Raw genomic sequence first — 23,718 nt, 5'->3', positions numbered from 1 at the left:
GCTCACAGCGTCGCGGCGACCGCGCCGCGCTCCCTTTCAAGCGCCGTGAACCGGTCGGCAAAAAGCTGTTGCGCGTCGATGGCGGGAAGCGGCGCGATCTCGATCATCTCCAGCGTGATGCCGCGCGGGGCGCCGAAGAACTTGATCGCCTCGGCATGCGAGAAGCCCGCAAGCTCCGTCGCCTCGAAGAAGGCGGCGACCTGGTCGGCCTTCTTGATCTTGGCTTTCAGGCCGGCGGGTGTTGCGGGGGGCAGGCCGAAGCGCAGGTGCACGGCCGCCTCCAGCCGCTTCTCCACCGTCTTGTAACCGCCGCCGACCACCGCCTTGAAGGGCGAGATCATGTCGCCGATGACATATTCCGGCGCGTCGTGCAGCAGCGCCATCAGGCATTCGTGGGCATCACAGCGGTTCTGCTGGCGAAAGATCGCCTCGACGACGAGCGAATGCTGCGCCACCGAAAAGGCATGGTCGCCGTTCGTCTGGCCGTTCCAGCGCGCGACGCGGGCAAGGCCATGGGCGATGTCGGACAGCTCGATGTCGAGCGGCGAGGGATTGAGCAGGTCGAGACGGCGGCCGGACAGCATGCGCTGCCAGGCACGCGGCTCCGTCTTCGCGCGCTGGGATCCGCTCATGGGGTGACACCCGTTTGCAGGGCGACGGTACCCCCCTCTGCCCTGCCGGGCATCTCCCCCTCAAGGGGGGAGATCGGCAAGAAGCAAAGACGGGGCTTTAATCGCAACGTTTGGAATGGGCGAAACGCTGCTCCATCCGATCTCCCCCCTTGAGGGGGAGATGCCCGGCAGGGCAGAGGGGGGTGTTGTCCTCCGCGACGACGCCCCCTCATTGCGCCGGCACCTCGGAGGCGTCCTGCGGGAAGGCGAGGCCGGTCCATGGGGCGAGCTCGACGGTGACGGCGGCGCCGTCGGCCGTGATCGGCGTGCCGCCATTGATGGCGTCGGCCGCGCGGTCGATGCGCACGATGGCAAGGCCGAGCGCGCCGGAGACGCTGCCGAGCGTGCCGATCGGCTTGCCGCCGGCAAGAAGCTCGGTGCCGCTTGCGGGAAGGGCGGCCTCGCCCTTGACGATGACCGGGCGGCGGCGCGCGGTGCCACGATGCTGCATGCGGGAGACCACTTCCTGCCCGACGTAACATCCCTTGCGGAAGGACAGCCCGCCGGTGAGATCGAGGATGATGTCGTGCGGGAAGGCGTCGGAAAGTGCGTAGTCGCGGCCGGCTTCCGGGATGCCGGCGCCGATGCGCAGCGCATCGTAGAGCGCCGGATCGTCGCTGCCGAAGGCACCGGGACGACGGGAGACGGCGAGGCCGGCCTTGGCGAAGCGCGCGTCATGCGCCGCATCGGCCTCGGGAGCGTCCCAGGCGATCGTCACCGCGTCGCCCTCGACCGCCGCGAGATCGACCGCGGCGCGCAGCTTGTACATGGTGAGCCGCTTGAGCAGCGAATCGCGCTGGTCTTCCGTCGTCTCGATCAGGAAGGCCTCGTCGCCGTCGCGGCGGATCAGGAAGTCGAACAGGATCTTGCCCTGCGGCGTCAGCAGCGCGCCGGGGCGGATTTCGCCGGCCGGCAGGTCCGGCAGGTTGGTGGTGATCAGCGATTGCAGGAAGGTCTCGGCATCCTTGCCGGAAAGGCGGAGAAAGGCGCGGCCGGAAAGCGTGACGGAAGGCATGATTCGATCCAGATTTTCGCGCGCCGGCACCATGCGGGCCGCGGGCGGTGCACCATCGCACCTGTTGAAACAGAAGTAGAACGCCTGGACGGCTTTCGCAAGGTCGTGCTGTCCTGTCCGCCGGCTGACCGGCATCGCGCAGCCATGGTGCGAAGACGTGGGGGCGGGCTGCTGGCGCGTCGAAAGGATGCTGTAGCAGGGCAGGCCATGCGTGGCTAAAGCGGCTCAATCGCCGGTGATGAAGAATTTCCACTGGCCGTCCGGCGTAATGCCGATGCGGTAGAAATTGTAGCTGCCGAATTCCTGCATGTCGGCAAAGTCGCCGGCGGTCACGATGCGCAGCAGCTCCACCTTTTCCGGCGGCGTCAGCGTCGCGAGCGGCTTTTCGGCGAAATAGGGCCAGACATACATGTCGTCCGGCGTGCCCTTTCCGACATGCACGAAGCCGGCCGCCAGCACATCGAGCAGGATCGCGAGCACCTCGATGCCCTCGCTGTCGCCGGACTGGCCCTTCAGCGTCTCGACCGGACCTTCGTCGGTCTCGACGATCGAGACCTGCGTTTCGGTGACGCCCTTGCCGAGCAGCGGGCGCAGGCGCTCGATATCGCCCGAAGCGGCGGCCTCCACGATCAGTTCGCGCATGCGGCGCACCGCTTCCGGCGCCTTGCTGATGTCGTAGAGCACCTCGACGGGCGCCTGCGGCTCGTCGTCGGATTTGTCGTCGGTGACGGGCGCGTCGTCGGTCGGCCCGGTCGCGGTGTCGCCGCGGCGAATCAGCGGGTCGGGCAGCGGTAGTTCGAGGGGCGCGGTCTGCTGCTCCTGTTCCTGCTGCTCCTCTTCCTCGGCGGTCGGCGTTTCGCCGCCCTCGGCCGGCTTCTGCTGTACTTGGCCCTGTTCGTTCTTCAATTCGCTGAGCGCAAAGGCGGGGCGCACCGGCGCGACAAGCGCGGTTGTCGCGAAAAGCACCGACAAGGCGATAAGGCTGCTGCGAAACAGCATTTTGCCGTCAGGCGACGTCTGCATGACTTGTCTTTCCAGCTTATTGCAGGATGCGCTCGGGGGAGAATTCTCCAGCCAGCATGCGCGTGCGCAGCGATTCGAGCATCGCCTCCGCGCCCCGTTCGCCGTGGATGCGGATCGTCTCGCGCATGGCGAGCGCGATCGCGGCATCGGCGATGATTTCCGGTTCGATGCCATCAGCCATGCCGTCCGCCCAGGCCTCGTTCTGGTATTCCAGAGCGGCCTGCATCTTCTCGTGCACGATCATCTCGTCGATATCGTTGAGAGTAGGTTCCATCAATCGGTCCATGCGCGGCATTTCAGTTCTTACTCGACTGTTAACGACTTTAGCAGCCTTTTCCCAAAACGGCACTGGCTCGTGAAGAAAGAGGTTAATTAACCGCTAATTTCCGAATCGCGCGGTAATTTCTGTGGCAAGTGTTGCACCTTCGTTACGGTATCTCTCTTCTGCGACAACCGCCGAGTCGGTGCAAGCGGTATAGATGGCCGCAAAGGAGCGGTATCCACGGTTGAATGCAGCGGTGAGCTTTTCCTGCCGCTTCGGCTCATTGCCCGCTTCCATCTCGATCAGCCGCTGCATGGAGGCCCGCCAGTTGTCCTCGGCCTTGTCCGTGCAGAGATTGCGCAGGTAATGCACCGCGCCGATGATCTCCGAAAGCCGCTCCAGCCGCTCGTCATAGGGCGTCGGCTTCTCCTCGACCACGGCGGCTTCGGGTTTCTGCGCGGCCTTGTCGCCGCTCGCCTGCTGGGCGAAGGCGGGGGCTGCGAGGAGGAGGCTTACGAGAAGGGCAAGGCGAATCACTGTCATGCGCTGCGTCTCGCCCGCTCGGCTTCGAGCCGCGCGATGCAGTCGCGCACGCTGTCGGGCGCCGGCAGTTTTGCGATTTCCTCTGCCGAATACCAGCCGACGCTTGCGGCATCGTCGGAGGCGACGGCGATGGCCGCCGCGTCGGCCTTCACCTTGAACACGGAGAGGAAGAAGGACGGACCGTCAGGCGCGTCCAGGCGGCCGGGCAGGTCGTAGGTGGCGAAAAGCAGCGGTTTTTCGCCGCGAATGCCGGTTTCCTCGAAGAGTTCGCGCAGCGCCGTCTCGGCCGGCGTCTCGCGACCCTCGCCCCGCCCGCCCGGAAAGGCATACATGTCGGCGGACGGCGGATTGCTGCGCAGCACGAGCAGGTACCGCCCGTCGCGCTCGATGATGGCGGAGGAGGCGGGCTGTGGTGTCTTCGATTTCTTCATCGCGGTCCGGTTCGATTGCGCTCGATTGACCCCTTATAGGCAAAGTGCGATGACGACGCCATGTGTGGACGATTTGCATTGCTGGCCAAGGCCGATCTCATGCGCGAATTCCTCAACGTCCTGAACATCGAGGATACGCCCGAGCGCTACAACATCGCGCCGACGCAGCCGATCCTGATCGTGATCGCCGGCGAGAGGCAGGAGCCCGGCAGCAACCTGCCGGAGCGCAAGGCCATGCTGGTGCGCTGGGGCTTCATGCCCGGCTGGGTGAAGGACCCGCGCGACTTTCCGCTTCTGATCAATGCGCGTGCCGAAACGGCGATCGGCAAGGCATCCTTCAAGGCTGCCATGCGCCACCGCCGCATTCTCGTGCCGGCCTCCGGCTTCTTCGAATGGCGCCGGCCGGCGGAGAAGGGCGCGAAGGCGCAAGCCTACTGGATCCGTCCGAAAAAGGGTGAGATCGTCGCCTTTGCCGGGCTCATGGAAACCTGGTCTTCGGCGGACGGTTCCGAGGTGGACACCGGCGCGATCCTCACCACGGCGGCAAACAACGACATCAACCGCGTTCACGACCGCATGCCGGTGGTCATCCGCCCGGAGGACTTTTCGCGCTGGCTGGACTGCAAGACGCAGGAGCCGCGCGACATTACCGACCTGATGAAGCCGATCGACGACGGCTTCTTCGAGGCGATCCCGGTGTCCGACAGGGTGGGCAAGGTCGCCAATATGGGTCCGGACATTCTGGAGCCGGTCGAGGAGCGCGCCGACGAAGCGCTACCGGAAAAGAAAAAGGGCGCACAAGCGCCCCCGCCGTCCGATCAGCTTTCGCTGTTCTGAAATCATTCCCGGCAAGATTGCCTCGAAGCGGCTCAATCGTAGAGCGGCTGAAGCACGGCCGGGATGTCGCGCGTCTTGCGCTTGTCTTCGGACTTCGTATCCGGCTTGCACTGCGTGGCCGCCACAACGGCGCGCAGGCCGAGCGGTTTATAGCGCTCCTGCAGACTTTCGTTTGCCGCGGTCTTCTGCAGCGGCGGTTTCCTTACGGTCGACATTGTCTTTCTCCTGAAGTGAACAGGCAGCCCCGTATGATGTCCCCGGTTGCTCCCCAGTGAGCTATGCATTTACGCGGCCCATCCGGCCAAATTCTGCTCAAACTTTGATCGATCTGCGGCGAAAGCCCCAAATTCCAGCTTCTCGCGATCAACAATTATGACCGCCGCTTACATTCATTTCCCGGGGATCTGCCGGACCTTGACCTGCAAGGCCGCCGCGGCGACGGCGCGAATGCCGATCGGATTGTAGCGGGTGACGAGGTCTGCCTGGGCGCGCGTGGCGGTCTTTCGGTTGGTCATTGTCCTGTCCCTTCGTTTTGCCGGCGGGCTTGGCCGGTCTGGTGTCTCCTTTCTCGCATGGGGAAGAGGAGAATCGTGTCACCGCGGGAACAGGGCTGCACCGCGCGATTTTCGCTTTCGGCCCGCTTGACCGGACGCCACGACGGCGCGATAAAGCAGCCATGAAAACGGTACTCTGCATTCGCCGGAGCATTATTCGCTAGCGCACGCGCTGGCCCGGCCGTTTTCGTCCCCCAAAATCCCCGGATGACAACGACCCGGCCAGCCGGGTTTACGCCTTTTGGGAGATTCTTATGGCCGATACGCCGGTCCTGACGCTGTACAACACGCTCACGCGGTCGAAGGAGCCCTTTCAGCCCATCGATCCCGACACTGTGCGCATGTATGTCTGCGGCCCGACGGTCTATGACTTCGCCCATATCGGCAATGCCCGGCCGGTCATCGTCTTCGACGTGCTGTTCCGCCTGCTGCGCCATGTCTATGGCGAAAGCCACGTCACCTATGCCCGCAACATCACGGACCTGGACGACAAGATCAACGCCCGGGCGCTGCGCGATTTCGGCACCGAGATCGGGGACGGGACCCTGTCGCTGAACGAGGCGATCCGCCGCGTGACGGAGAAGACGGCGGACCAGTTCCACGCCGACGTCGCGATCCTCGGCTGCCTTGAGCCGACGCACGAGCCGCGCGCCACCGAATTCGTGCAGCCGCGCGCTGACGGCAAGTCGGACATGATCACGTTGATAGAGCGTCTCATCGAACGCGGCCATGCCTATGAAGCGAACGGCGAAGTCCTGTTCGACACGCGCTCCATGGCCGACTACGGCGACCTCTCGAAGCGCAACCTCGACGAACAGCAGGCCGGCGCCCGCGTCGCCGTCGACCTGCACAAGAAGAACCCCGGCGATTTCGTGCTCTGGAAGCTCTCCTCGCCGGAAGAGCCCGGCTGGGAGAGCCCCTGGGGCCGCGGCCGTCCGGGCTGGCATATCGAGTGCTCCGCCATGTCGGCCGCCTATCTCGGCGAGACCTTCGACATCCACGGCGGCGGCCTCGACCTCATCTTCCCGCACCATGAGAACGAGATCGCCCAGTCGCGCTGCGCCCATGGCACCAAGGTCATGGCCAATGTCTGGATGCACAACGGCTTCGTGCAGGTCGAAGGCCGCAAGATGTCGAAGTCCGAGGGCAACTTCGTCACGATCTACGAACTGCTGCACGAGGAGAAGTTCGGCGGCCGCAAATGGCCGGGCGAGGTGCTGCGCCTTGCCATGCTGATGACGCATTACCGCGAGCCGATCGACTTCAGCGTCAAGCGCCTGGAAGAGGCCGAGCGCCTGCTCGCCAAGTGGCCGGCCGACGGCAACGCCGCGGAAGGCCGCGTCGACGAAAGCGTGCTCGCCCCCCTGCGCGACGACCTGAACACGGTCGCCGCCGTCCAGGCGCTGCACGCGCTCGCCCAATGCGCCAACAGCGATCCGCTGATGCTCCCCGTCTTCGCCGCCAGCGCCCAACTCCTCGGCGTCGTGCCGAGGAAGGCCGAGGTCTCGAAAGCGCTGGAGGAGAGCATCGACACGATCATCCAGCTCCGCCTCGAAATGCTGAAGGCAAAGAATTTTACTGAGGCCGACAAAATCCGCGACGACCTCGCCGCCAAGGGCATCCAGCTCAAGGACGGCAAGAACCCGGAAACGGGCGAGCGGGTGACGACTTGGGAGGTGAAGCGGTGAGGTTGTGCGAGATCTGGCAAAGGCATATGCTTAGGCATATGTCGTAATCGATGGAGGCCGCTATGAATGCGAGACCGAAGGAATTGCCCGAACCGTCGCTTGAGCGCGACGTCAAGCTTTTCCGCAATGGCCGCAATCAGGCGGTGCGCATTCCCGTGGAGTTCGAACTTCCCGGTAATGAGGCAGTGATGCGCAAGGAGGGCGACCGTCTGATCATCGAGCCGAAGCTCAGGAAACTCGACCTGTTCGAATGGCTTGCCACGCTCGAACCGCTGGAGGAAGACTTCCCGGATATCGATGAAGGGTTGCTGCCGCCGCGGGATGTCGACTTGTGAGCGAACACCGCTACATGCTTGATACCAATATCGTGTCGGACATGGTGCGCAATCCGGAAGGCGCAGCCGTGGTGCGAAGCAGGGTTGCGGGCAAAGGCGGCCTGTGTATCAGCGCCGTCACCGTCTGCGAATTGCGCTTTGGCGTCAAAAAGAAGGGCTCGGAAGCTCTTCGCAATCGCGTGGAGACATTTCTATTGGCCGTTCCGGCAGTGCCACTGGAATCGGATGCGAGCGAGCGTTTTGCGGAGATTCGCTACGAGCTTGAACGCAGGGGAACGCCGATCGGCCCTTACGACATGCTGATCGCCGCCCATGCTCTCTCACTCGACCTCACGCTCGTCACCGCCAACATCCGCGAGTTCTCCCGCGTAGACGGCCTTAAGGTCGAAAACTGGCTGGAGCCCGCCCCATGAGCACCCCCTTCTACACCGGCGGCTGCCAGTGCGGTGCTGTGCGCTTCCATGTCGAGGGCGCTTTGGGTGACGCGTCGGTCTGTCATTGCCGCATGTGCCAGAAGGCGAGCGGGAATTTCTACCTGCCGCTCGTTTCCGTGCGCGAGGCGAAGCTCACATGGACGCGGGGCGAGCCCAAGCGGTTCCAGTCGTCGAACCATGGCTATCGCGGTTTCTGCGGCGATTGCGGCACGCCGTTGACCTATGAGGCGCCGGACGGGGTGGCGCTCACCATCGCCGCCTTCGACGATCCGGCCGAGATCGCGCCGCGCATCCAGTGGGGCATCGAGGCGAAGCTGCCCTATGTCGATAGTATCCACGACCTGCCCGGCGAGGACACGATGGCGGATCAGGATTCGGCGTCGTTCCTGGCCGATCTCGTTTCCTACCAGCACCCGGACCACGACACCGACGACTGGCCGCCGGAGCGGGGCCGATGAGCATATCGCGCATCTATACCGGCGGCTGCCAGTGCGGCGCGGTGCGTTACCGCGTCGAGGGCACGCTCAGTGATCCGCATCTGTGCCATTGCCGCATGTGCCAGAAGGCGGCGGGCAACTATTTCCTGCCGCTCGCCAACGCGCCGCGCGAACGCTTTTCCGTCACCCGCGGCGAGCCCGGCTGGTTCCAGTCCTCCGAGATCGTGCGCCGCGGCTTCTGCCGGGATTGCGGCACCCCGCTGTTCTATGACGGCCTCACGTCCGCGCATATCAATGTCACGCTCGGCTCGCTCGACGACCCGGACGACGTGCGCCCGACCGCCCAGTCCGGTGTCGAATCGCGGCTCGTCTGGTTTTCGCAATTGCCCAAGCTCGCCGAAAGCGAGAGCAACGAGGGGGAGGGCGGCGAGGCGCGTCACGCGAAAATTCGCGACTCGAACCGCCAGCATCCCGATTACGACACCGATCATTGGCCGCCGGAGGACTGAGACATGACAGAGACCGTTCGTACCGGAGGCTGCCAGTGCGGCGCCGTCCGCTTCCGCATCAGGGGCGCGCTCGGCCGCCCGTCGATCTGCCATTGCCGCATGTGCCAGAAGCAGTTCGGCGGCTTTTTCGGCCCGCTCGTCACCGTCAAGGGCGAGACGGAATGGACGCGCGACGAGCCCGCCTACTTCCAGTCCTCCATCAACATCGCCCGCGGCTTCTGCAAGCAGTGCGGCACGCCGCTGACCTACAAGCATCCCGGCGGGCTGGAAATCGCCATCGGCGCCTTCGACGACCGCAGCGACCTCGCGCCGCAGATCCAGGTGAATTACGCATCGCGCAACCCCTGGGTCACGACGATCTTCGACCAGCCGGTGCATGAAGACCCGGACTATTACAGCCAGCAGGAGCACATCATCTCCTTCCAGCACCCCGACCACGACACCGAAAACTGGCCTGCCCACGGATTGAAATTATGAGCGAGACCTTGCGCACCCTCTACCCCGAAATCGAACCCTACGCCTCCGGTCATCTCGATGTCGGCGACGGGCACAGCATCTACTGGGAGCGCGTCGGCACGCCCGGCGCCAAGCCCGCCGTCTTCCTGCATGGCGGCCCCGGCGGCACGATCGGCCCGAATCATCGCCGCCTCTTCGACCCGGCGCTCTACGACGTGACGCTGTTCGACCAGCGCGGCTGCGGCAAGTCCACGCCGCATGCGGAACTGGAGGCCAACACGACCTGGCACCTCGTCGCCGATATCGAGCGGCTGCGCGCGATGGCGGGCGCGGAAAAGTGGCTGGTCTTCGGCGGCTCCTGGGGCTCGACGCTGGCGCTCGCCTATGCGGAAAAATACCCGGAACGCGTCTCCGAACTCGTCGTGCGCGGCATCTACACGCTGACCAAGGGCGAGCTCGACTGGTACTACCAGTTCGGCGTCTCGGAAATGTTCCCCGACAAGTGGGAGCGCTTCATCGCGCCCATCCCGCCGGAAGAGCGTCACGAGATGATGCACGCCTACCATCGCCGCCTCACCAGCGACGACAAGGCGACCCGCATCGCCGCCGCCAAGGCGTGGAGCCTCTGGGAAGGCGAGACCATCACGCTCCTGCCGGAGCCCGCGACCAGCGATCCCTTCGCCGACGAGGAATACGCCCACGCCTTCGCCCGCATCGAGAACCACTTCTTCGTCAATGCCGGCTGGCTGGAAGAGGGGCAGCTCTTGCGCGACGCCCATAAGCTGAAGGGCATTCCGGGCCTCATCGTGCACGGCCGCTACGACATGCCGTGCCCGGCGAAATATGCCTGGGGGCTGCACAAGGCCTGGCCGGAAGCGGAGTTTTATATCGTGGAAGGGGCAGGGCATGCCTATTCCGAGCCGGGCATTCTCGATCGCCTGATCTACGCGACGGACAAGTTCGCGGGGAAATGATGAGTGTCGCGCCCTGACGCTTTCCCCCCTCTGGCCTGCCGGCCATCTCCCCCTCAAGGGGGGAGATCGGCAAGGGGGACCAACGGTGCTCAAGACGCATCGTTTAAGAGGCGCAGGACATAGCGGCAGTTCGATCTCCCCCCTTGAGGGGGAGATGGCCGGCAGGCCAGAGGGGGGTATCAAACCCTCCGTGTACAGAGATTGTCCCTCAGGAGGGAACCGATGAAAAAAGACCGTATCCACCTCTTCGACACCACGCTGCGCGATGGCCAGCAGACGCCCGGCATCGACTTTTCCGTCGAGGACAAGATCGCGATTGCCGGCATGCTGGATGAATTCGGCCTGGACTATGTCGAGGGCGGCTATCCCGGCGCCAACCCGACGGATACGGCCTTCTTCGCCAAGAAGCGCACCGGCCGCGCCAAATTCGTCGCCTTCGGCATGACGAAGCGCGCCGGCGTTTCCGCCTCCAACGATCCGGGCCTTGCCGCATTGCTCGGCTCCAAGAGCGATGCGATCTGTCTTGTCGCCAAGAGCTGGGACTATCATGTGCGCGTGGCGCTCGGCTGTTCGAACGAGGAGAACCTCGAAAGCATCTCGGAATCGGTTAAGGCGGTCGTCGCCTCCGGCCGCGAATCCCTGGTCGATTGCGAGCATTTCTTCGACGGCTACAAGGCCAACCCGGATTATGCGCTGGCCTGCGCCACCACGGCCTTCGCCGCCGGCGCGCGCTGGGTCGTGCTCTGCGACACCAATGGCGGCACGCAGCCGTCGGAAATCCAGGCGATCGTCGCTGCCGTCATCGCCGCCGGCGTGCCGGGCGAAAACCTCGGCATCCACGCCCACAACGATACCGGCCAGGCCGTCGCCAATTCTCTCGCGGCCGTCGAGGCGGGCGTGCGCCAGATCCAGGGCACGCTGAACGGCATCGGCGAGCGCTGCGGCAATGCCAACCTGGTGACGCTGATCCCGACGCTGGCGCTGAAGGAAGCTTATAGTGGCCGCTTCGAGATCGGCATCGGCGCGGAAAAGCTCACTGGCCTCACCAAGCTGGCCCACACCTTCGACGAGTTGCTGAACCGCTCGCCGGATCATCAGGCCCCCTATGTCGGCGCCTCCGCCTTCGCCACCAAGGCCGGCATCCACGCCTCGGCGCTGCTCAAGGACCCGCGCACCTACGAACACGTCACGCCGGAAAGCGTGGGCAACCTGCGCAAGGTCATGGTGTCGGACCAGGGCGGCAAGGCGAATTTCATCAACGCGCTGAAACTGCGCGGCATCACGGTCGGCAAGGACGATCCGAAGCTCGACCGCCTGATCCAGATCGTCAAGGAACGCGAAGCGACAGGCTACGCTTACGAAGGTGCCGATGCGAGCTTCGCGCTGCTCGCCTACCGCACGCTCGGCACGGTGCCGGATTTCTTCCACGTCGAGAGTTTTCGCGTGATGGTCGAGCGCCGCTATGATGCCAACGGCCAGCTCAAGACGGTGTCGGAAGCGGTGGTGCGCGTCATCGTCGACGGCGAGACGATGATGTCGGTCGCCGAAGGCCACGGCCCGGTCAATGCGCTGGACCTCGCACTGCGCAAGGACCTCGGCAAATACCAGGCCGAGATCGCCGACCTGGAGCTGGCGGACTATAAGGTGCGCATCCTCAACGGCGGCACCGAGGCGATCACCCGCGTGCTGATCGAATCGACCGACGGCAGCGGCGCGCGCTGGTGGACGGTCGGCGTCTCCGACAACATCATCGACGCCTCCTTCCAGGCCCTGATGGATTCGATCGTCTACAAGCTCCTGAAGAACCGCGGCGAGGCCGGCCGGGTGGCTGCGGAATAAAGAGATAGGTTCAGCACCGCTCATCATCCCTTCACGGGAATGAATTGGTGCATTTGCGTTGGTTGGAGTACGACGTCGGAAAATCCATAAATCGACGGGAAATGACACCATGGCCGACGCGAATTCCACCAGCGGCCCCCAGACCGGCGATTCGCCGCGCGGTTTTGCCTTCGCCCTGACGGCCTACCTGCTCTGGGGTTTCCTGCCCTTCTTCATGAAGGCGGTGGCGCATATCCCGGCCCCCGAGGTGGTCGCGCACCGCATCGTCTGGTCGGTGCCGCTGGCCGGCCTCGTGCTGGTCTGGCTCGGCCGCACGGGCGATATCAAGGCGGCGCTGCGTTCGCCGCGCATGCTCGGCATGGCGACGCTGACGGCGGTGCTCATCACCATCAACTGGGGCATCTACGTCTGGGCGATCGGCGCCGGGCGCGCGATCGAGACGGCGCTCGGCTACTATATCAACCCGCTCTTCTCGATCTTCCTCGGCGCGGTGCTCCTGAAGGAAATGCCGGACCGGGCGCAGATGGTGGCGATCGCGCTTGCCGCCGTCGCCGTCGGCGTGCTGGCCTTCGATGCCGGCGGCCTGCCCTGGGTGTCGATCGGCCTGTGCCTGTCCTGGGGCTTCTATGCCTTCTTCCGCAAGACGCTGCCGATCGGCCCGAACCAGGGCTTCTTCCTGGAAGTGCTGCTGCTCAGCGTGCCGGCGCTCGGTTACATCGTCTGGCTCGAAGCGTCGGGCGCGGGGCATTTCGGCGATACCGGCATGGCGGACGTGCTGTGGCTGCTCGCCTGCGGCATCATCACCGCCATTCCGCTGATGATCTATGCCAATGGCGCCAAACTCCTGCGCCTTTCGACCATCGGCATCATGCAGTACATTGCGCCGACGATGATCTTCATCATCGCCGTCTTCGTCTTCGGCGAGCCCTTCGGCACGGCCAAGCTGATCGCCTTCATCCTGATCTGGGTGGCGCTGGTCATCTATTCCGGCTCCATGCTGCGCACGGCGCGCGCGCGCCGCATCGCCGCCGCGGAACTCAAGCCGGCGGAATGAACCTCGCCCACCCGCGGCGTCATCCTCGGGCTCGACCCGAGGATCCATGCGGCATGCCGGCTGTGGATGGTCGGGTCAGGCCCGACCATGACGGAGGAGGGGTTTTCGGCTGAACCGTCTCAAAGCCGCGCGATGATGTCCGCTTCGCCGTCCCGGTCCACCTGGCCGGCCCAATGCTCGACGAGGGCGGCGACGATCTCCTCGGGCTCGTCGATGACCAACGGCTGCACGAGATGGGCGGTGTGGATGAAACCCTCGTCCGCCATGTGGCGGATGAGCTTCAGCATCGGATCCCAGAAGCCGCCGATATTGGCGAAGACCATCGGCTTGCGGTGGCGGCCGAGCTGTGCCCAGGTCATCACCTCGACGATTTCCTCTAGCGTGCCGATGCCGCCGGGCAGCGCCACGAAGGCGTCGGCGCGGTCGAACATCTTGTGTTTGCGCTCGTGCATGTCGGGCGTGATGATCAATTCGCTCAATTGCCCGAGCGAATGGCGGGTGGCCTCCATATCGACGAGGAATTGCGGTATGATGCCGGTGACGCGGCCGCCATGCGAGAGCACGCCGCTGGCGACCGCTCCCATGATGCCTTTCGTGCCGCCGCCATAGACGAGGCGGAGATGGTTTTCGGCCATCGCCTGGCCCAGCCGCCGGCCCGCGGCGATGTAGGCGGAATCACGGCCCGGCTGGGAGCCGCAGTAGACGCAGACGGATCGAATCGGCAGGGTTTGTTCACTCATGACAGGATTCAGCCACCCGGCAGGGGGCTCGTCAAGGATAATGACGGAAAAAGCATGGCACCAAGGGCCTGGAACGTCTCGGGAACCTTGTGCAAAACCTTGGGAATCGGTAGCAATTTCAGGAGGGGACGCCCGCGAAACCGGGATAGAAAGAGAGTTGATGATGAACAACAAGACCGGTCTGGTGGCCTTGATCGTGCTGGCGGTGGCAACGCTGCTCATGGTTTTCCTCGTGCTGCCCAACATGAACAAGGAAAAGCCGGCGGAAACGCCCGTCGCCAACCTCACCAGCAAGGCGACCGAGGGGGGCGGCGAGACCACGACGGCGGACGGAAAACAGGCCCGTCCGAAGACCGAGACCGGTGCAGCGACGACGACCGAACCCGCTACCGAAAGCGACGCCACCGCGGAAGCCGAGAAGCCGGCAGCGGACGCGACGACCGGCGAGGCCGCATCCACCGAGACCGCGACCCAGGAGGTCGCCAAGGCCGATACGACGCCGGCCGATACGACCGCCGCCTGGGTCACGCCCGCCTTCGATCTCTTGCGTGTCGAGCCGGACGGCTCCACGGTGATCGCCGGCCGCGGCCAGCCCAATACCAAGCTGGAAATCAGGAACGGCGAGACGGTGGTCGCGACGGCCGATATCGGCCCTTCCGGCGATTTCGCTGCCGTCTTCGACCAGCCGCTTGCGGCCGGCGACTACCAGCTCACCCTCAACACCAAGGACGACAAAGGCGCGACGAAGACCTCGGAAGAGGTCGCGACCGTCTCCGTGCCGAAGGATACTGCCGGCGAGCTGCTCGCCATGGTCTCCAAGCCCGGCGAGGCAAGCCGCCTGATCACGGTGCCGGAAGCAGCCGAAAAAGCGACGGCCGATGCCGCGGCGGCAGCGGAAAAGGCGCTCGACCAGCCGGCCGGCGAAACCGCCACGGCGACGGATGCCGGAGCGACGGCAGTCGAAAAGCCCGCGACCGAAACGGCGAAGGCGACCGACGAGGGCACCGCCGCATCGGTTGAGACCGCGACGGCCAGCGCCACCGCGAACGATGCCGCCATGGACAGCGCTGCCACGGCTGAAGACGCCGCGGGCGTGACCGCGACGGAAGCCACGTCCAAGGCGCAGGCCCGCGTTTCGGCGGTCGAGCTGGAAGGCGAGCGCATGTTCATCGCCGGCACGGCAAAGCCCGGCGCGCTGGTGCGCATCTATGCCGACGACAAGCTCGTCGGCGAGGCGAAGGCGGACGAGGCCGGCCGTTATGTCGCGGACGGCACGATCGACCTGTCGGTCGGCCGCCACACGGTGCGCGCCGACGTGATGAGCCCCGACGGCGCCAAGGTGGAGTTCCGCGCCTCCGTTCCGTTCGACCGGCCGGAAGGCGAGCAGGTCGCCGTGGTGGCGCAGGACAGCGCCACGGGCGATACCGGCCCGGCGCTCGGTCTCATCGGCGGCGGCACCTTCGACAAGCTGCGCAGCGAAGCCGACAAGGCGATCGCGCTGCTGAAGGGCCTCTATGCCAACGGCCGCGTGCCGACGGCCGAGGAACTGGCGGCGGCACGCTCGGCGACGGAGATCGCGCTGCGGTCGCTGGCCGAGTTCAGGCCCGGCGCCGAGGAGGGCGAGGCCGCCCGCGACATGGCCGCCAAGGCCTCTGCCGCGGCTGCCTCCGCCCTTGCCAGCCTCCATGCACTTCCGACGGATGCGGCCGCGGTCGGCGAAGCGCTCGGCTCCATCGAGACCGCCGTCGCGGGAGCCTTGGCACCGGCAATCGACAAGGCCGAGGCAACGGTCGGTGCGGCCTCTGCCGCGGCGGACCGCTCGATCGAGGCGCTCGCGGACCAGGCGACAGCACTCCAGCAGCAGTTCGTGTCGCTGTTCTCCGACGGCCGCAACGCATCCACGGCGGAAATCCAGACCGCCCGCTCGGCGCTGGAAGGCGCGCTCAAGAGCATCACCGGCTTCGCGGCGCCCGCCGGCACGGCCGCGGACGTCAGCGCGGCCATCGAACGGCTGAAGGGCTGGGCCTCGACGGCGCTCGATCGCCTCGCCGCCGTTCCGGCCGGCGCCGGCAAGGAAGCCTACCAGCAGGCGCTCGCAGCGCTCGAAGGCATGCCGTCGCTGACGGCAGCGGCCAATGCCGTGGCCTCCGGCACCGAAGGCGTCGGCGGCGCACCGGTTGCCGAAACCACCACACCGGCGGAGGACACCACGACGGCCGGCGGCACCGCGGCTTCGACCGAGAGCGCCACGACCGCTGGCGGCACGGCAGCGGGCAGCGAGCAGGCGGTGGCCGAGGAGCCGGAAACGGTGGAGCAGGCGCCGCTGCAGGCAAGCAAGACCTCGGTCATCATCCGCCGCGGCGATACGCTGTGGCAGATTTCCCGCCGCATCTACGGCAAGGGCGTGCGCTACACCACGATCTACCTCGCCAACGAGGACCAGATCACCAATCCGGACCGCATCATCCCCGGCCAGGTCTTTGGCGTGCCGGACAAGATGGCCGAAAGCGACGCCGAGGCGGAGGAACTGCACCGCAAGCGCGTGCGCGGCAATTGATTTTCCGCCGGCTGTTGCGAAGCGGCCGGCTGAAGCCTATCTGCACGATGCGGCGCCCCACCGGGCGCCGCATTTTCATTCGAGCGATTCCCGGATCATCGCGGCGGTCCGGTGGAGGCCAGCGTGGCAACGACGACGAAGAAGACGGTTTCGGCCGACAGCAGCAATCCCTTCCACACGCTGGTGAACCTCTGGCCCTATATGTGGCCGTCCGACCGGCCGGACCTGAAGATGCGCGTCGTCTGGGCGACGGTCTTCCTGCTCTTGTCCAAGATCGTGCTGCTGCTGGTGCCCTATTTCTTCAAATGGGCGACCGATGCGCTGAACGGCAAGGCGGATGCGGTCGACCTGTTGCCGACCTTCCTGCTCGGCGCCGTCATGCTGGTGCTGGCCTATAATGGCGCGCGCATCCTGCAAGCCGGCCTCAACCAGCTGCGCGACGCGCTGTTTGCCAGCGTCGGGCAATATGCCGTGCGCCAGCTTGCCTACCGCACCTTCGTGCACCTGCACCGCCTGTCGCTGCGCTTCCATCTGGAGCGGCGCACCGGCGGCCTGTCGCGCGTCATCGAGCGCGGCACCAAGGGCATCGAGACGATCGTGCGCTTCACGATCCTCAACACCGTCCCGACCTTCATCGAGTTCCTTCTGACTGCCGCCATCTTCTGGTGGGGCTACGGCTTCGATTACCTGCTCGTCACCGCCATCACCGTCTGTCTCTACATCTGGTTCACCGTGCGGGCGAGCGACTGGCGCATCTCCATCCGTCGCTCGATGAACGACAGCGACACCGAGGCCAACACCAAGGCGATCGATTCGCTTTTGAACTTCGAGACCGTCAAATATTTCGGCAACGAGGAGATGGAGGCGCGCCGCTTCGACCAGTCGATGGAGCGCTACGAGAAGGCGGCCACCCAGGTCTGGACCTCGCTCGGCTGGCTGAACTTCGGCCAGGCGCTGATCTTCGGCGTCGGCATGGCGATCATGATGGCGATGTCGGCGCTCGCCGTTGAGCGCGGCGAACAGACGGTCGGCGACTTCGTCTTCATCAATGCCATGCTGATCCAGCTCGCCATCCCGCTCAATTTCATCGGCTTCGTCTACCGCGAAATCCGCCAGGGCCTGACGGATATCGAGCAGATGTTCGACCTTCTGGAAGTCGAGCAGGAGGTGCAGGACAAGCCTGATGCCGCCGACCTCGTCGTCACCGAGGGCGCGATCTCCTTCAAGGACGTGTTCTTCGCCTATGATCCGGCCCGCCCGATCCTCAAGGGCATTTCCTTCGACGTGCCGGCGGGCAAGACCGTGGCGGTCGTCGGTCCGTCCGGGGCCGGCAAGTCGACGCTCTCCCGGCTGCTCTACCGCTTCTACGACGTGCAGCAGGGCACGATCACCGTCGACCGCCAGGATGTGCGCGACGTCACGCAGAAGAGCCTGCGCTCGGTGATCGGCATGGTGCCGCAGGATACGGTGCTGTTCAACGACACGATCGCCTACAACATCCGCTACGGCCGGCCGGGCGCCAGCGACGCGGAGGTTTCCGCCGCTGCCGAGGCCGCCCAGATCGGCCCCTTCATCCGCCACCTGCCGGAAGGTTTCAGGGCGATGGTCGGCGAGCGCGGCCTGAAACTGTCGGGCGGCGAGAAGCAGCGCGTGGCGATTGCCCGCACCATCCTGAAAAGCCCGCCGATCCTCATCCTCGACGAGGCGACCTCGGCGCTCGATACGCGCACGGAGCAGGAAATCCAGGCCGCACTCGACATCGTCTCGAAGAACCGCACCACGCTCGTCATCGCGCACCGCCTTTCCACGGTCATCTCAGCCGACGAGATCATCGTGCTGAAGGACGGCGTGATCGCCGAGCGCGGCACCCATGGCGAGCTGATGCAGCGCGACGACGGCCTCTACGCCTCCATGTGGAACCGCCAGCGCGAGGCGGTGCAGGCCGAGGAACGCCTGAAGCAGGTGCGCGAGAGCGACGATCTCGGCATCGTCGTGCGCCATCCCCCGGCGAGCTGACCCATCAATCTCCTGGCCCGGCGAACAGGATCAGGTTGCCGTCGAGATCGAGCAGGATGAAATTGCGCGCGCCCCAGGGCTGCGTCTTCAGCGGCAGGTGGAAGGCGACGCCCGCCGCCTGGTAATCGAGGAAGAGCTGCTTGATCGCCGCGGCACTGTCGAGCGTGATCGAGGCCGACAGCAGCTCCTCCCGCCGGCGGATGTCGCCGACGAATACGGGTTCGCCGACCAGCCGCAGGCAGAGCCGCGCCCGGTCGCGCTGGACCACGCCGTAGAATGGCGGGTCGCCATAGGTGAAATCGACGGCAAAGCCGAGTTTTTTCGTGAAGAAGGCAAGCGAGGCGGCAAAATCGGTGACGTAGAGCACCGGCTCCGCGCCGCTGAGGAAGGGGTGTCCGGGCTTCTTTTCGGTCGTGTCGCTCATGGCGAGGGCTCCTGTCCTGAGCGCCGGCCATCCCGCAAACCCGTTCTGGCGGGCGACAAGCTCCTGTGCATCGGCAAGCGAAAACGACGCCTCCAGCACCTCACGATCGGTGAGGGGCCGGAAACGGGGCAGGGCGGCGCGGATGACCGAGGCCACCGGATGGTGCCCTTCGCGATGCCAGCGCAGATATTGCTTGGCCTGCTTCTTGAGGTTTTCGAGGTTGGGCATGGGCGCAGCTACGGTTTCGGTTCGCAGGTGGGCATTGCCCCTTCGGCCCTTGCCGATGCGCCCTACAGCAACGCGAAAATTTTGCCCCTGTTGATCAAAGCTTGTCAACACCACGTTAGAAGGTGAGGCGCGTGATGGACCCAGGAGGTCGATGATGGATACGATCGGCGAAGACGGCCTGTTCCGGCACCCGGTTCCGGTGCCCTTCGCGCTGCGCCTGTTTCTTGTCGTCGCCGGCCTCTTCGTCGTCACGGTCGCGACCTGGGAGCTGCATCCCGGCGTCTGGCCGCCCAATATCACCAGCCCCTTCTTCCTGTTCCTCATTCTCGGTGCCTGGTCGGTGGGCGGACCGGTGGCCTGGGCCGGGTTGAATGGCGCGGCCGGGCTCTGGATCGTCGGGCCGGGCCGCATCGTCATCGAGCGCAAGCGGCCGTTCCTGAGACTTCGGCGCGACACCTTCGGCGAGAACGACGATATGCACCTGGAGGTGGTCGAGGTGGAGGCGATGGAGGGGGATTCGACCTGGTCCGTCATCCTGAGCGCCAAGGACGGCCGGCGTTTCGAAACGCGCGAATTTCGCACACGCGCCGCCGCCGAGCGGCTGCTGAAGCGCATCGAAACGGCATTCGCCGCCACGGAACCTTTGAAACCCCGCCGGGATTGACGTGAGGCAGGCGCAGGGCGCGGCTGGGGGCTATTCGCCACGCCGCATTGCTCCCGACCTCGTTTCACGCTAGGTCCATGGCGTGAAAACAGCAGGAGATGTCGGAAGATGAGTTTGGTCGATACGATACGCAGCACCCTGGTCCCGATCCACCGGGAGGGCTGGAAGTTCGTGGCCGGCTTCTTCGTCGCCTCGCTGCTGCTGGGCGCCGCCTGGGAGCCGCTGATGTGGATCGGCTTCATCCTGACCGCCTGGTGCGCCTATTTCTTCCGCGATCCCGAGCGCATGACGCCGCAGGATGACGACCTCGTCATCAGCCCGGCGGACGGCCGCGTCTCGGCGGTCGCCATGGTGACGCCGCCCTCCGAGCTGGAACTCGGCGACCAGCCGATGATGCGCATCTCCGTCTTCATGAACGTCTTCAACTGCCATGTGAACCGCGCCCCGATGCGCGGCCGCGTCTCGCGCGTCGCCTATCGCGCCGGCAAATTCCTGAATGCCGACCTCGACAAGGCGAGCCAGGAGAACGAGCGCAACGGCCTCGTCATCGAGACGGCGCATGGCCAGATCGGCGTCGTGCAGATCGCCGGCCTCGTCGCACGCCGCATCCTGTGCTGGACCGTGATGAACGACAGCCTGGAGGCGGGCGAGCGCTTCGGCCTCATCCGCTTCGGCTCGCGCCTCGACGTGTTCCTGCCGGCAGGGGCCGAGCCGCGCGTCAGCGTCGGCCAGATGGCGATTGCCGGCGAGACGGTGCTGGCGGAATTCGGTTCGGCAAAGGGGCCGGTGATCAGCAGGCGGGGGTGAGGAGTGAGGCGATAGGCAGTAGCCAATAGCCAATAGGGATCCGGAAGCGCGTTTTTTCTGCCTACTGCCTACCGCCCAAAAACAGCGAAGCGACAAACGATGGACACACCCTTTCCGCCCTATGAGCCGAATGGCCCGAATGACGAGGCCCGCGGCCCGCGCCTGCGCGAAATCCCGCTGCGCATCATCATCCCGAACGTCATCACGGTTCTCGCCATCTGCGCCGGCCTGACGGGCATCCGGCTCGCCTTCGAGAACCGCTACGAGCTCGCCGTCGGCATGGTGCTGCTCGCCGCCTTTCTCGACGGCATCGACGGGCGCGTCGCGCGCCTCCTGAAGGCCACTTCGAAATTCGGCGGCCAGATGGATTCGCTGGCCGATATCGTCAATTTCGGCGTGGCGCCGGCGCTGGTGCTCTATGTCTTCATTCTCGACCAGGCGCGCTCCTTCGGCTGGATCGCGGCGCTGATCTACGCGATCGCCGCGGGCCTGCGCCTTGCGCGCTTCAACGTCATGGCCGAACGCGAGACCAAGGCGAAGTGGCAGAGCGAATATTTCGTCGGCGTGCCGGCACCGGCGGGCGCCATGCTGGTGTTGCTGCCGGTCTATCTCGGTTTCCTCGGCATCGCGCCGAGCCCGCTCTTCGGCTTCCTCGCCTCCGGTTACACCGTGCTGATCGGTTTCCTGCTGGTGAGCCGCCTGCCGGTCTGGTCGGGCAAGTCGGAGGGCAGCCGCATCCGCCGCGATCTCGTGCTGCCGGCGATCCTGCTCGTCGTGCTCTATGTCGCGACCCTGATGAGCTTCACCTGGGAAACCATGGTGGTGACCGTCGTCGGCTATCTGGCGACCTTGCCCTTCGGCGCGCGCTCCTGGAAGCGCAAATACGGCGGCTGGTCCGCGCCGACCCATGGCGCCAGCGAATTCCCCGAAGAGACCGACACGCACTAAGCCGCCGTCATCACATCCGCGTGAACCGAACAAAAGCCCTGTCCACAGCTTGTGGACAGGGCTTGATTTTTTATTGCAGGTCGACTAACTAGCAAACAAATAGATAGCAAGCTAATAGTAGTTGGACTAGCAAGATGAACGCTACCGATCCTCGCGAACGCCTCCTCGACGACCTGTCCCGCGTGCAGCGCAAGATGCGCGCGCTGTTCGATGCCCGGGTGAAGGAGAGGGGGCTGACGCTGCCGCGCGCCCGCGCGCTGCTCATCCTCGGCCGCGGCGTCAACCTCAACCAGCGCGAACTCGCCGACGAACTCGACATCGAGACGCCGACGCTGGTGCGCCTGCTCGACGGCATGGAGAAACAGGGTTTCATCGAGCGCCAGTCGGTCGAGGGCGACCGCCGCGCCAAGCAGATCGCCATGACGCCGCGCGGCGCCAAGGTCGCCGAAGAGGTGCTGGACCTCGCCCGTTCGCTGCGCGCCGACGTGCTGAAGAGCATTTCTGCAAATGACATGTCGACGACCGTCAAGGTTTTTGCCACCATGTCCGACAATATCGCACAGAGCTGTCGGGAGAGCGTCGAGGCATGAGCACCGTTCCCGCCATCGAGACGCGCGGGACGGAGGACGAGCCAGCGGAAGCAATCGAGGACCTGCCCGCCGAGGCGGCTCCGGCAGTTCCGCCGCCGGCCCCCATGGCGCCGCCGCGCGCCGCCGCCTACATGGCCGCATCGACCCTCCTGGCACTGACGCAAGGCTTCGGCCTCAACCTGGTCGCGGCCAATATTCCGCAGCTCCAGGGCCCGCTCGGTGCCACGAGCACGGAGGCGGTCTGGCTGATGGCCGCCTATATGGCGCCCAACGCGTCGCTGTCGCTGGCACTCATCAAGATCCGCAACCAGTATGGCCTGCGCTCCTTCGCCGAGCTCGGCATCGCCGTCTTCCTCGTCGTCTCCGTGCTGCACATCTTCATCACGGACCTGCAATCCGCCATCGTGCTGCGCTTCTTTGCCGGCATCGCGGCCGCACCGCTGTCCTCGCTCGGTTTCCTTTACATGCTGGAGGCCTTTTCGCCGGCGCGCAAGCTGACGGTCGGCATCTCGCTGGCGCTCACCAATATCGGGCTTGCCGCACCGCTGACCCGCCTGATCTCGCCGGCGCTCATCGATCTCGGCGGGATACGGGCGTTGCTGCAGTTCGAGGTGGCGCTTGCGATGCTGTCCTTCGCCGCCATCTACCTCTTGCCGCTGACTGCGCCGCCGCGGGTCAAGGTCATCGAGAAGCTCGATATCGTCAGCTACCTGTTCATCGCCATCGGGTTTGGCGCCGGCGCCGTCGTGCTCGTCACCGGCCGCACCTATTGGTGGCTGGAAGCACAGTGGATCGGCGAGCTGCTGGTGGTGATGGTCGTCGCCCTCACCATCGCCGCGGTGATCGAGCTCAACCGCAAGACGCCGCTCATCGACCTGCGCTGGCTGTTCAGCCGCGAGATGCTGCATTTCGCCGCCGTCCTGATCCTCTTCCGCCTGATGCTCGCCGAACAGACCGCCGTCGCCGGCAATTTCTTCCAGATCACCGGGCTCCTGAACGACCAGCTTACAGGCCTCTACACCGCGGTGACGCTCGCCACCATTGCCGGCGGTCTCGTCTGCGCGGCCGTCCTGAAACCCGGCCGGGAGCCGGGCCTGCACATGGTGGCGCTTCTCCTGATCGGGGTCGGCGCCTTCCTGGACAGCCATGCGACGAACCTCACCCGGCCCGGGCAGATGTACTGGAGCCAGGCGATGATCGCTGCCGGCGGCAGCCTGTTCCTGCCGCCCGCCATCGCTTCGGGCTTCACGCTGGCGCTGCGCAAGGGGCCGCAATATATCCTGAGCTTCATCGTGGTCTTCCTGGTGACGCAGAGCCTCGGCGGGCTTGCCGGTTCGGCGATCTTCGGCTCCTTCATTACGCTGCGCGAAAAATTCCACTCGAACATCCTCGCCGAGGCGATGACGCTGGCCGATCCGCTGGTCGCCACCCGCGTTTCGCAGCTGTCCGCCGCCTATGGCCACACGATCGTCGATAGCGCCGTGCTGAAGGCGGAGGGTGTGGCGCTGCTCAGCCAGCAGGTGACGCGCGAGGCCAATGTGCTCGCCCATAACGATGCGTTCCTCGTCATCGCGCTGCTCGCCGTCGGCGCTGCGGCAGCGCTTGCCATCCACCTGCTTACCGTTCGTATCAGAGAGGCCAGCGCACGCTCCGGCGGCGACGTGGCCGTTGAAGGTTGACTG

26 protein-coding genes and 1 pseudogene are annotated in these 23,718 nt (G+C 65.4%); 17 read left to right on the top strand and 10 right to left on the bottom strand.

Features of this window, described 5'->3' with window-relative positions; translation table 11 throughout:
- Window positions 1-2 precede the first annotated feature (2 nt).
- The 6 genes from VGN93_RS29555 to VGN93_RS29530 all read right to left on the bottom strand — a co-directional run bounded on the left by VGN93_RS29555 (window position 3) and on the right by VGN93_RS29530 (window position 3,945).
- Window positions 3-632 (bottom strand): HD family hydrolase, encoded by a 630-nt coding sequence (locus VGN93_RS29555; protein ID WP_327510443.1) that lies wholly within the window; start codon window positions 630-632, stop codon window positions 3-5.
- A 208-nt stretch (window positions 633-840) separates the two neighbouring features.
- Window positions 841-1,686: a folate-binding protein YgfZ gene (locus VGN93_RS29550; protein WP_327510442.1), complete on the bottom strand. Its 846-nt coding sequence runs from the start codon at window positions 1,684-1,686 to the stop codon at window positions 841-843.
- 225 nt (window positions 1,687-1,911) lie between these two features.
- Entirely contained in the window at window positions 1,912-2,709 is a 798-nt protein-coding gene (locus VGN93_RS29545) for a hypothetical protein (RefSeq protein ID WP_327510441.1), read from the bottom strand.
- A gap of 16 nt (window positions 2,710-2,725) precedes the next feature.
- On the bottom strand, window positions 2,726-2,995 hold the full coding sequence (locus VGN93_RS29540; RefSeq protein WP_319311307.1) for a hypothetical protein: 270 nt from the start codon (window positions 2,993-2,995) through the stop codon (window positions 2,726-2,728).
- 93 nt (window positions 2,996-3,088) lie between these two features.
- Window positions 3,089-3,514 carry a TIGR02301 family protein gene (locus VGN93_RS29535; RefSeq protein WP_327510440.1) on the bottom strand — a complete coding sequence of 142 codons (426 nt, stop codon included), beginning with the start codon at window positions 3,512-3,514 and terminating at the stop codon, window positions 3,089-3,091.
- Window positions 3,511-3,945 carry an NUDIX hydrolase gene (locus VGN93_RS29530; protein ID WP_327510439.1) on the bottom strand — a complete coding sequence of 145 codons (435 nt, stop codon included), beginning with the start codon at window positions 3,943-3,945 and terminating at the stop codon, window positions 3,511-3,513. Before VGN93_RS29530 ends, VGN93_RS29535 begins: the two co-directional genes overlap by 4 nt.
- Before the next feature lie 60 nt (window positions 3,946-4,005).
- Here VGN93_RS29530 and VGN93_RS29525 point away from each other — a divergent pair, with 60 nt between their 5' ends.
- The gene (locus tag VGN93_RS29525; RefSeq protein ID WP_327510438.1) at window positions 4,006-4,782 is read left to right on the top strand and encodes an SOS response-associated peptidase; all 777 of its coding nucleotides are present in this window, start codon (window positions 4,006-4,008) and stop codon (window positions 4,780-4,782) included.
- Between the two features lie 32 nt (window positions 4,783-4,814).
- Here VGN93_RS29525 and VGN93_RS29520 read toward each other — a convergent pair whose 3' ends face one another.
- Together VGN93_RS29520 and VGN93_RS29515 are read right to left on the bottom strand one after the other, a co-directional pair.
- Window positions 4,815-4,997: a hypothetical protein gene (locus tag VGN93_RS29520; protein WP_319311315.1), complete on the bottom strand. Its 183-nt coding sequence runs from the start codon at window positions 4,995-4,997 to the stop codon at window positions 4,815-4,817.
- Window positions 4,998-5,171: 174 nt separating this feature from the next.
- Entirely contained in the window at window positions 5,172-5,297 is a 126-nt protein-coding gene (locus tag VGN93_RS29515) for a hypothetical protein (protein ID WP_319311317.1), read from the bottom strand.
- Window positions 5,298-5,590: 293 nt separating this feature from the next.
- Here VGN93_RS29515 and cysS point away from each other — a divergent pair, with 293 nt between their 5' ends.
- From cysS to rarD, 9 genes are all read left to right on the top strand, one after another.
- Window positions 5,591-7,024, top strand: coding sequence for a cysteine--tRNA ligase (gene cysS, locus VGN93_RS29510; RefSeq protein ID WP_327510437.1), 1,434 nt, complete (start codon window positions 5,591-5,593; stop codon window positions 7,022-7,024).
- Between the two features lie 62 nt (window positions 7,025-7,086).
- Window positions 7,087-7,359 carry an AbrB/MazE/SpoVT family DNA-binding domain-containing protein gene (locus VGN93_RS29505; RefSeq protein ID WP_319311321.1) on the top strand — a complete coding sequence of 91 codons (273 nt, stop codon included), beginning with the start codon at window positions 7,087-7,089 and terminating at the stop codon, window positions 7,357-7,359.
- A gap of 14 nt (window positions 7,360-7,373) precedes the next feature.
- Window positions 7,374-7,772, top strand: coding sequence for a type II toxin-antitoxin system VapC family toxin (locus tag VGN93_RS29500; RefSeq protein WP_319312337.1), 399 nt, complete (start codon window positions 7,374-7,376; stop codon window positions 7,770-7,772).
- Window positions 7,769-8,251 carry a GFA family protein gene (locus VGN93_RS29495; protein WP_327510436.1) on the top strand — a complete coding sequence of 161 codons (483 nt, stop codon included), beginning with the start codon at window positions 7,769-7,771 and terminating at the stop codon, window positions 8,249-8,251. Before VGN93_RS29500 ends, VGN93_RS29495 begins: the two co-directional genes overlap by 4 nt.
- Window positions 8,248-8,739, top strand: a complete 492-nt coding sequence (locus VGN93_RS29490) for a GFA family protein (RefSeq protein WP_319311324.1) — start codon at window positions 8,248-8,250, stop codon at window positions 8,737-8,739. Before VGN93_RS29495 ends, VGN93_RS29490 begins: the two co-directional genes overlap by 4 nt.
- A gap of 3 nt (window positions 8,740-8,742) precedes the next feature.
- Complete coding sequence (locus VGN93_RS29485; RefSeq protein ID WP_327510435.1) at window positions 8,743-9,216, top strand: GFA family protein; 474 nt, start codon at window positions 8,743-8,745, stop codon at window positions 9,214-9,216.
- Window positions 9,213-10,169 (top strand): prolyl aminopeptidase, encoded by a 957-nt coding sequence (gene pip, locus VGN93_RS29480; protein WP_319311328.1) that lies wholly within the window; start codon window positions 9,213-9,215, stop codon window positions 10,167-10,169. The genes VGN93_RS29485 and pip overlap by 4 nt, the downstream gene beginning before the upstream one ends.
- Before the next feature lie 222 nt (window positions 10,170-10,391).
- Window positions 10,392-12,008, top strand: a complete 1,617-nt coding sequence (gene cimA, locus VGN93_RS29475) for a citramalate synthase (protein ID WP_327510434.1) — start codon at window positions 10,392-10,394, stop codon at window positions 12,006-12,008.
- A 109-nt stretch (window positions 12,009-12,117) separates the two neighbouring features.
- Complete coding sequence (rarD, locus tag VGN93_RS29470; RefSeq protein ID WP_327510433.1) at window positions 12,118-13,062, top strand: EamA family transporter RarD; 945 nt, start codon at window positions 12,118-12,120, stop codon at window positions 13,060-13,062.
- Window positions 13,063-13,181: 119 nt separating this feature from the next.
- Here the strand turns inward: rarD and VGN93_RS29465 are convergent, their stop codons facing one another.
- Entirely contained in the window at window positions 13,182-13,802 is a 621-nt protein-coding gene (locus VGN93_RS29465) for a TIGR00730 family Rossman fold protein (protein ID WP_319311333.1), read from the bottom strand.
- 163 nt (window positions 13,803-13,965) lie between these two features.
- Between VGN93_RS29465 and VGN93_RS29460 the strand changes: the two genes are divergently transcribed.
- Both VGN93_RS29460 and VGN93_RS29455 read left to right on the top strand, forming a co-directional pair.
- Window positions 13,966-16,359, top strand: coding sequence for a LysM peptidoglycan-binding domain-containing protein (locus tag VGN93_RS29460; protein WP_327510432.1), 2,394 nt, complete (start codon window positions 13,966-13,968; stop codon window positions 16,357-16,359).
- Between the two features lie 123 nt (window positions 16,360-16,482).
- Window positions 16,483-18,375 (top strand): ABC transporter ATP-binding protein/permease, encoded by a 1,893-nt coding sequence (locus VGN93_RS29455; protein ID WP_327510431.1) that lies wholly within the window; start codon window positions 16,483-16,485, stop codon window positions 18,373-18,375.
- A gap of 4 nt (window positions 18,376-18,379) precedes the next feature.
- Here VGN93_RS29455 and VGN93_RS29450 read toward each other — a convergent pair whose 3' ends face one another.
- Window positions 18,380-19,027 (bottom strand): VOC family protein, encoded by a 648-nt coding sequence (locus VGN93_RS29450; protein ID WP_327510430.1) that lies wholly within the window; start codon window positions 19,025-19,027, stop codon window positions 18,380-18,382.
- A 151-nt stretch (window positions 19,028-19,178) separates the two neighbouring features.
- On the opposite strand from VGN93_RS29450, the gene VGN93_RS29445 reads away from it, so the two are divergent.
- The 5 genes and pseudogenes from VGN93_RS29445 (at window position 19,179) to VGN93_RS29425 (ending at window position 23,715) form a co-directional block, all read left to right on the top strand.
- Window positions 19,179-19,691: a hypothetical protein gene (locus tag VGN93_RS29445; RefSeq protein WP_327510429.1), complete on the top strand. Its 513-nt coding sequence runs from the start codon at window positions 19,179-19,181 to the stop codon at window positions 19,689-19,691.
- A 105-nt stretch (window positions 19,692-19,796) separates the two neighbouring features.
- Window positions 19,797-20,498: pseudogene (locus VGN93_RS29440) on the top strand (phosphatidylserine decarboxylase); the annotation flags it as partial.
- 99 nt (window positions 20,499-20,597) lie between these two features.
- Window positions 20,598-21,446: a CDP-diacylglycerol--serine O-phosphatidyltransferase gene (pssA, locus tag VGN93_RS29435; RefSeq protein ID WP_327510428.1), complete on the top strand. Its 849-nt coding sequence runs from the start codon at window positions 20,598-20,600 to the stop codon at window positions 21,444-21,446.
- 134 nt (window positions 21,447-21,580) lie between these two features.
- Window positions 21,581-22,036, top strand: a complete 456-nt coding sequence (locus tag VGN93_RS29430; protein ID WP_319311346.1) for a MarR family transcriptional regulator — start codon at window positions 21,581-21,583, stop codon at window positions 22,034-22,036.
- Window positions 22,037-22,140: 104 nt separating this feature from the next.
- On the top strand, window positions 22,141-23,715 hold the full coding sequence (locus VGN93_RS29425; RefSeq protein ID WP_327510593.1) for an MFS transporter: 1,575 nt from the start codon (window positions 22,141-22,143) through the stop codon (window positions 23,713-23,715).
- Window positions 23,716-23,718 lie beyond the last annotated feature (3 nt).

This window comes from Shinella sp., assembly GCF_035998705.1.
Taxonomy (GTDB): Bacteria; Pseudomonadota; Alphaproteobacteria; order Rhizobiales; family Rhizobiaceae; genus Shinella.
The sequence above is the reverse complement of the archived record's forward strand: the minus strand, read 5'-3'. Positions and strand labels throughout refer to the sequence as shown.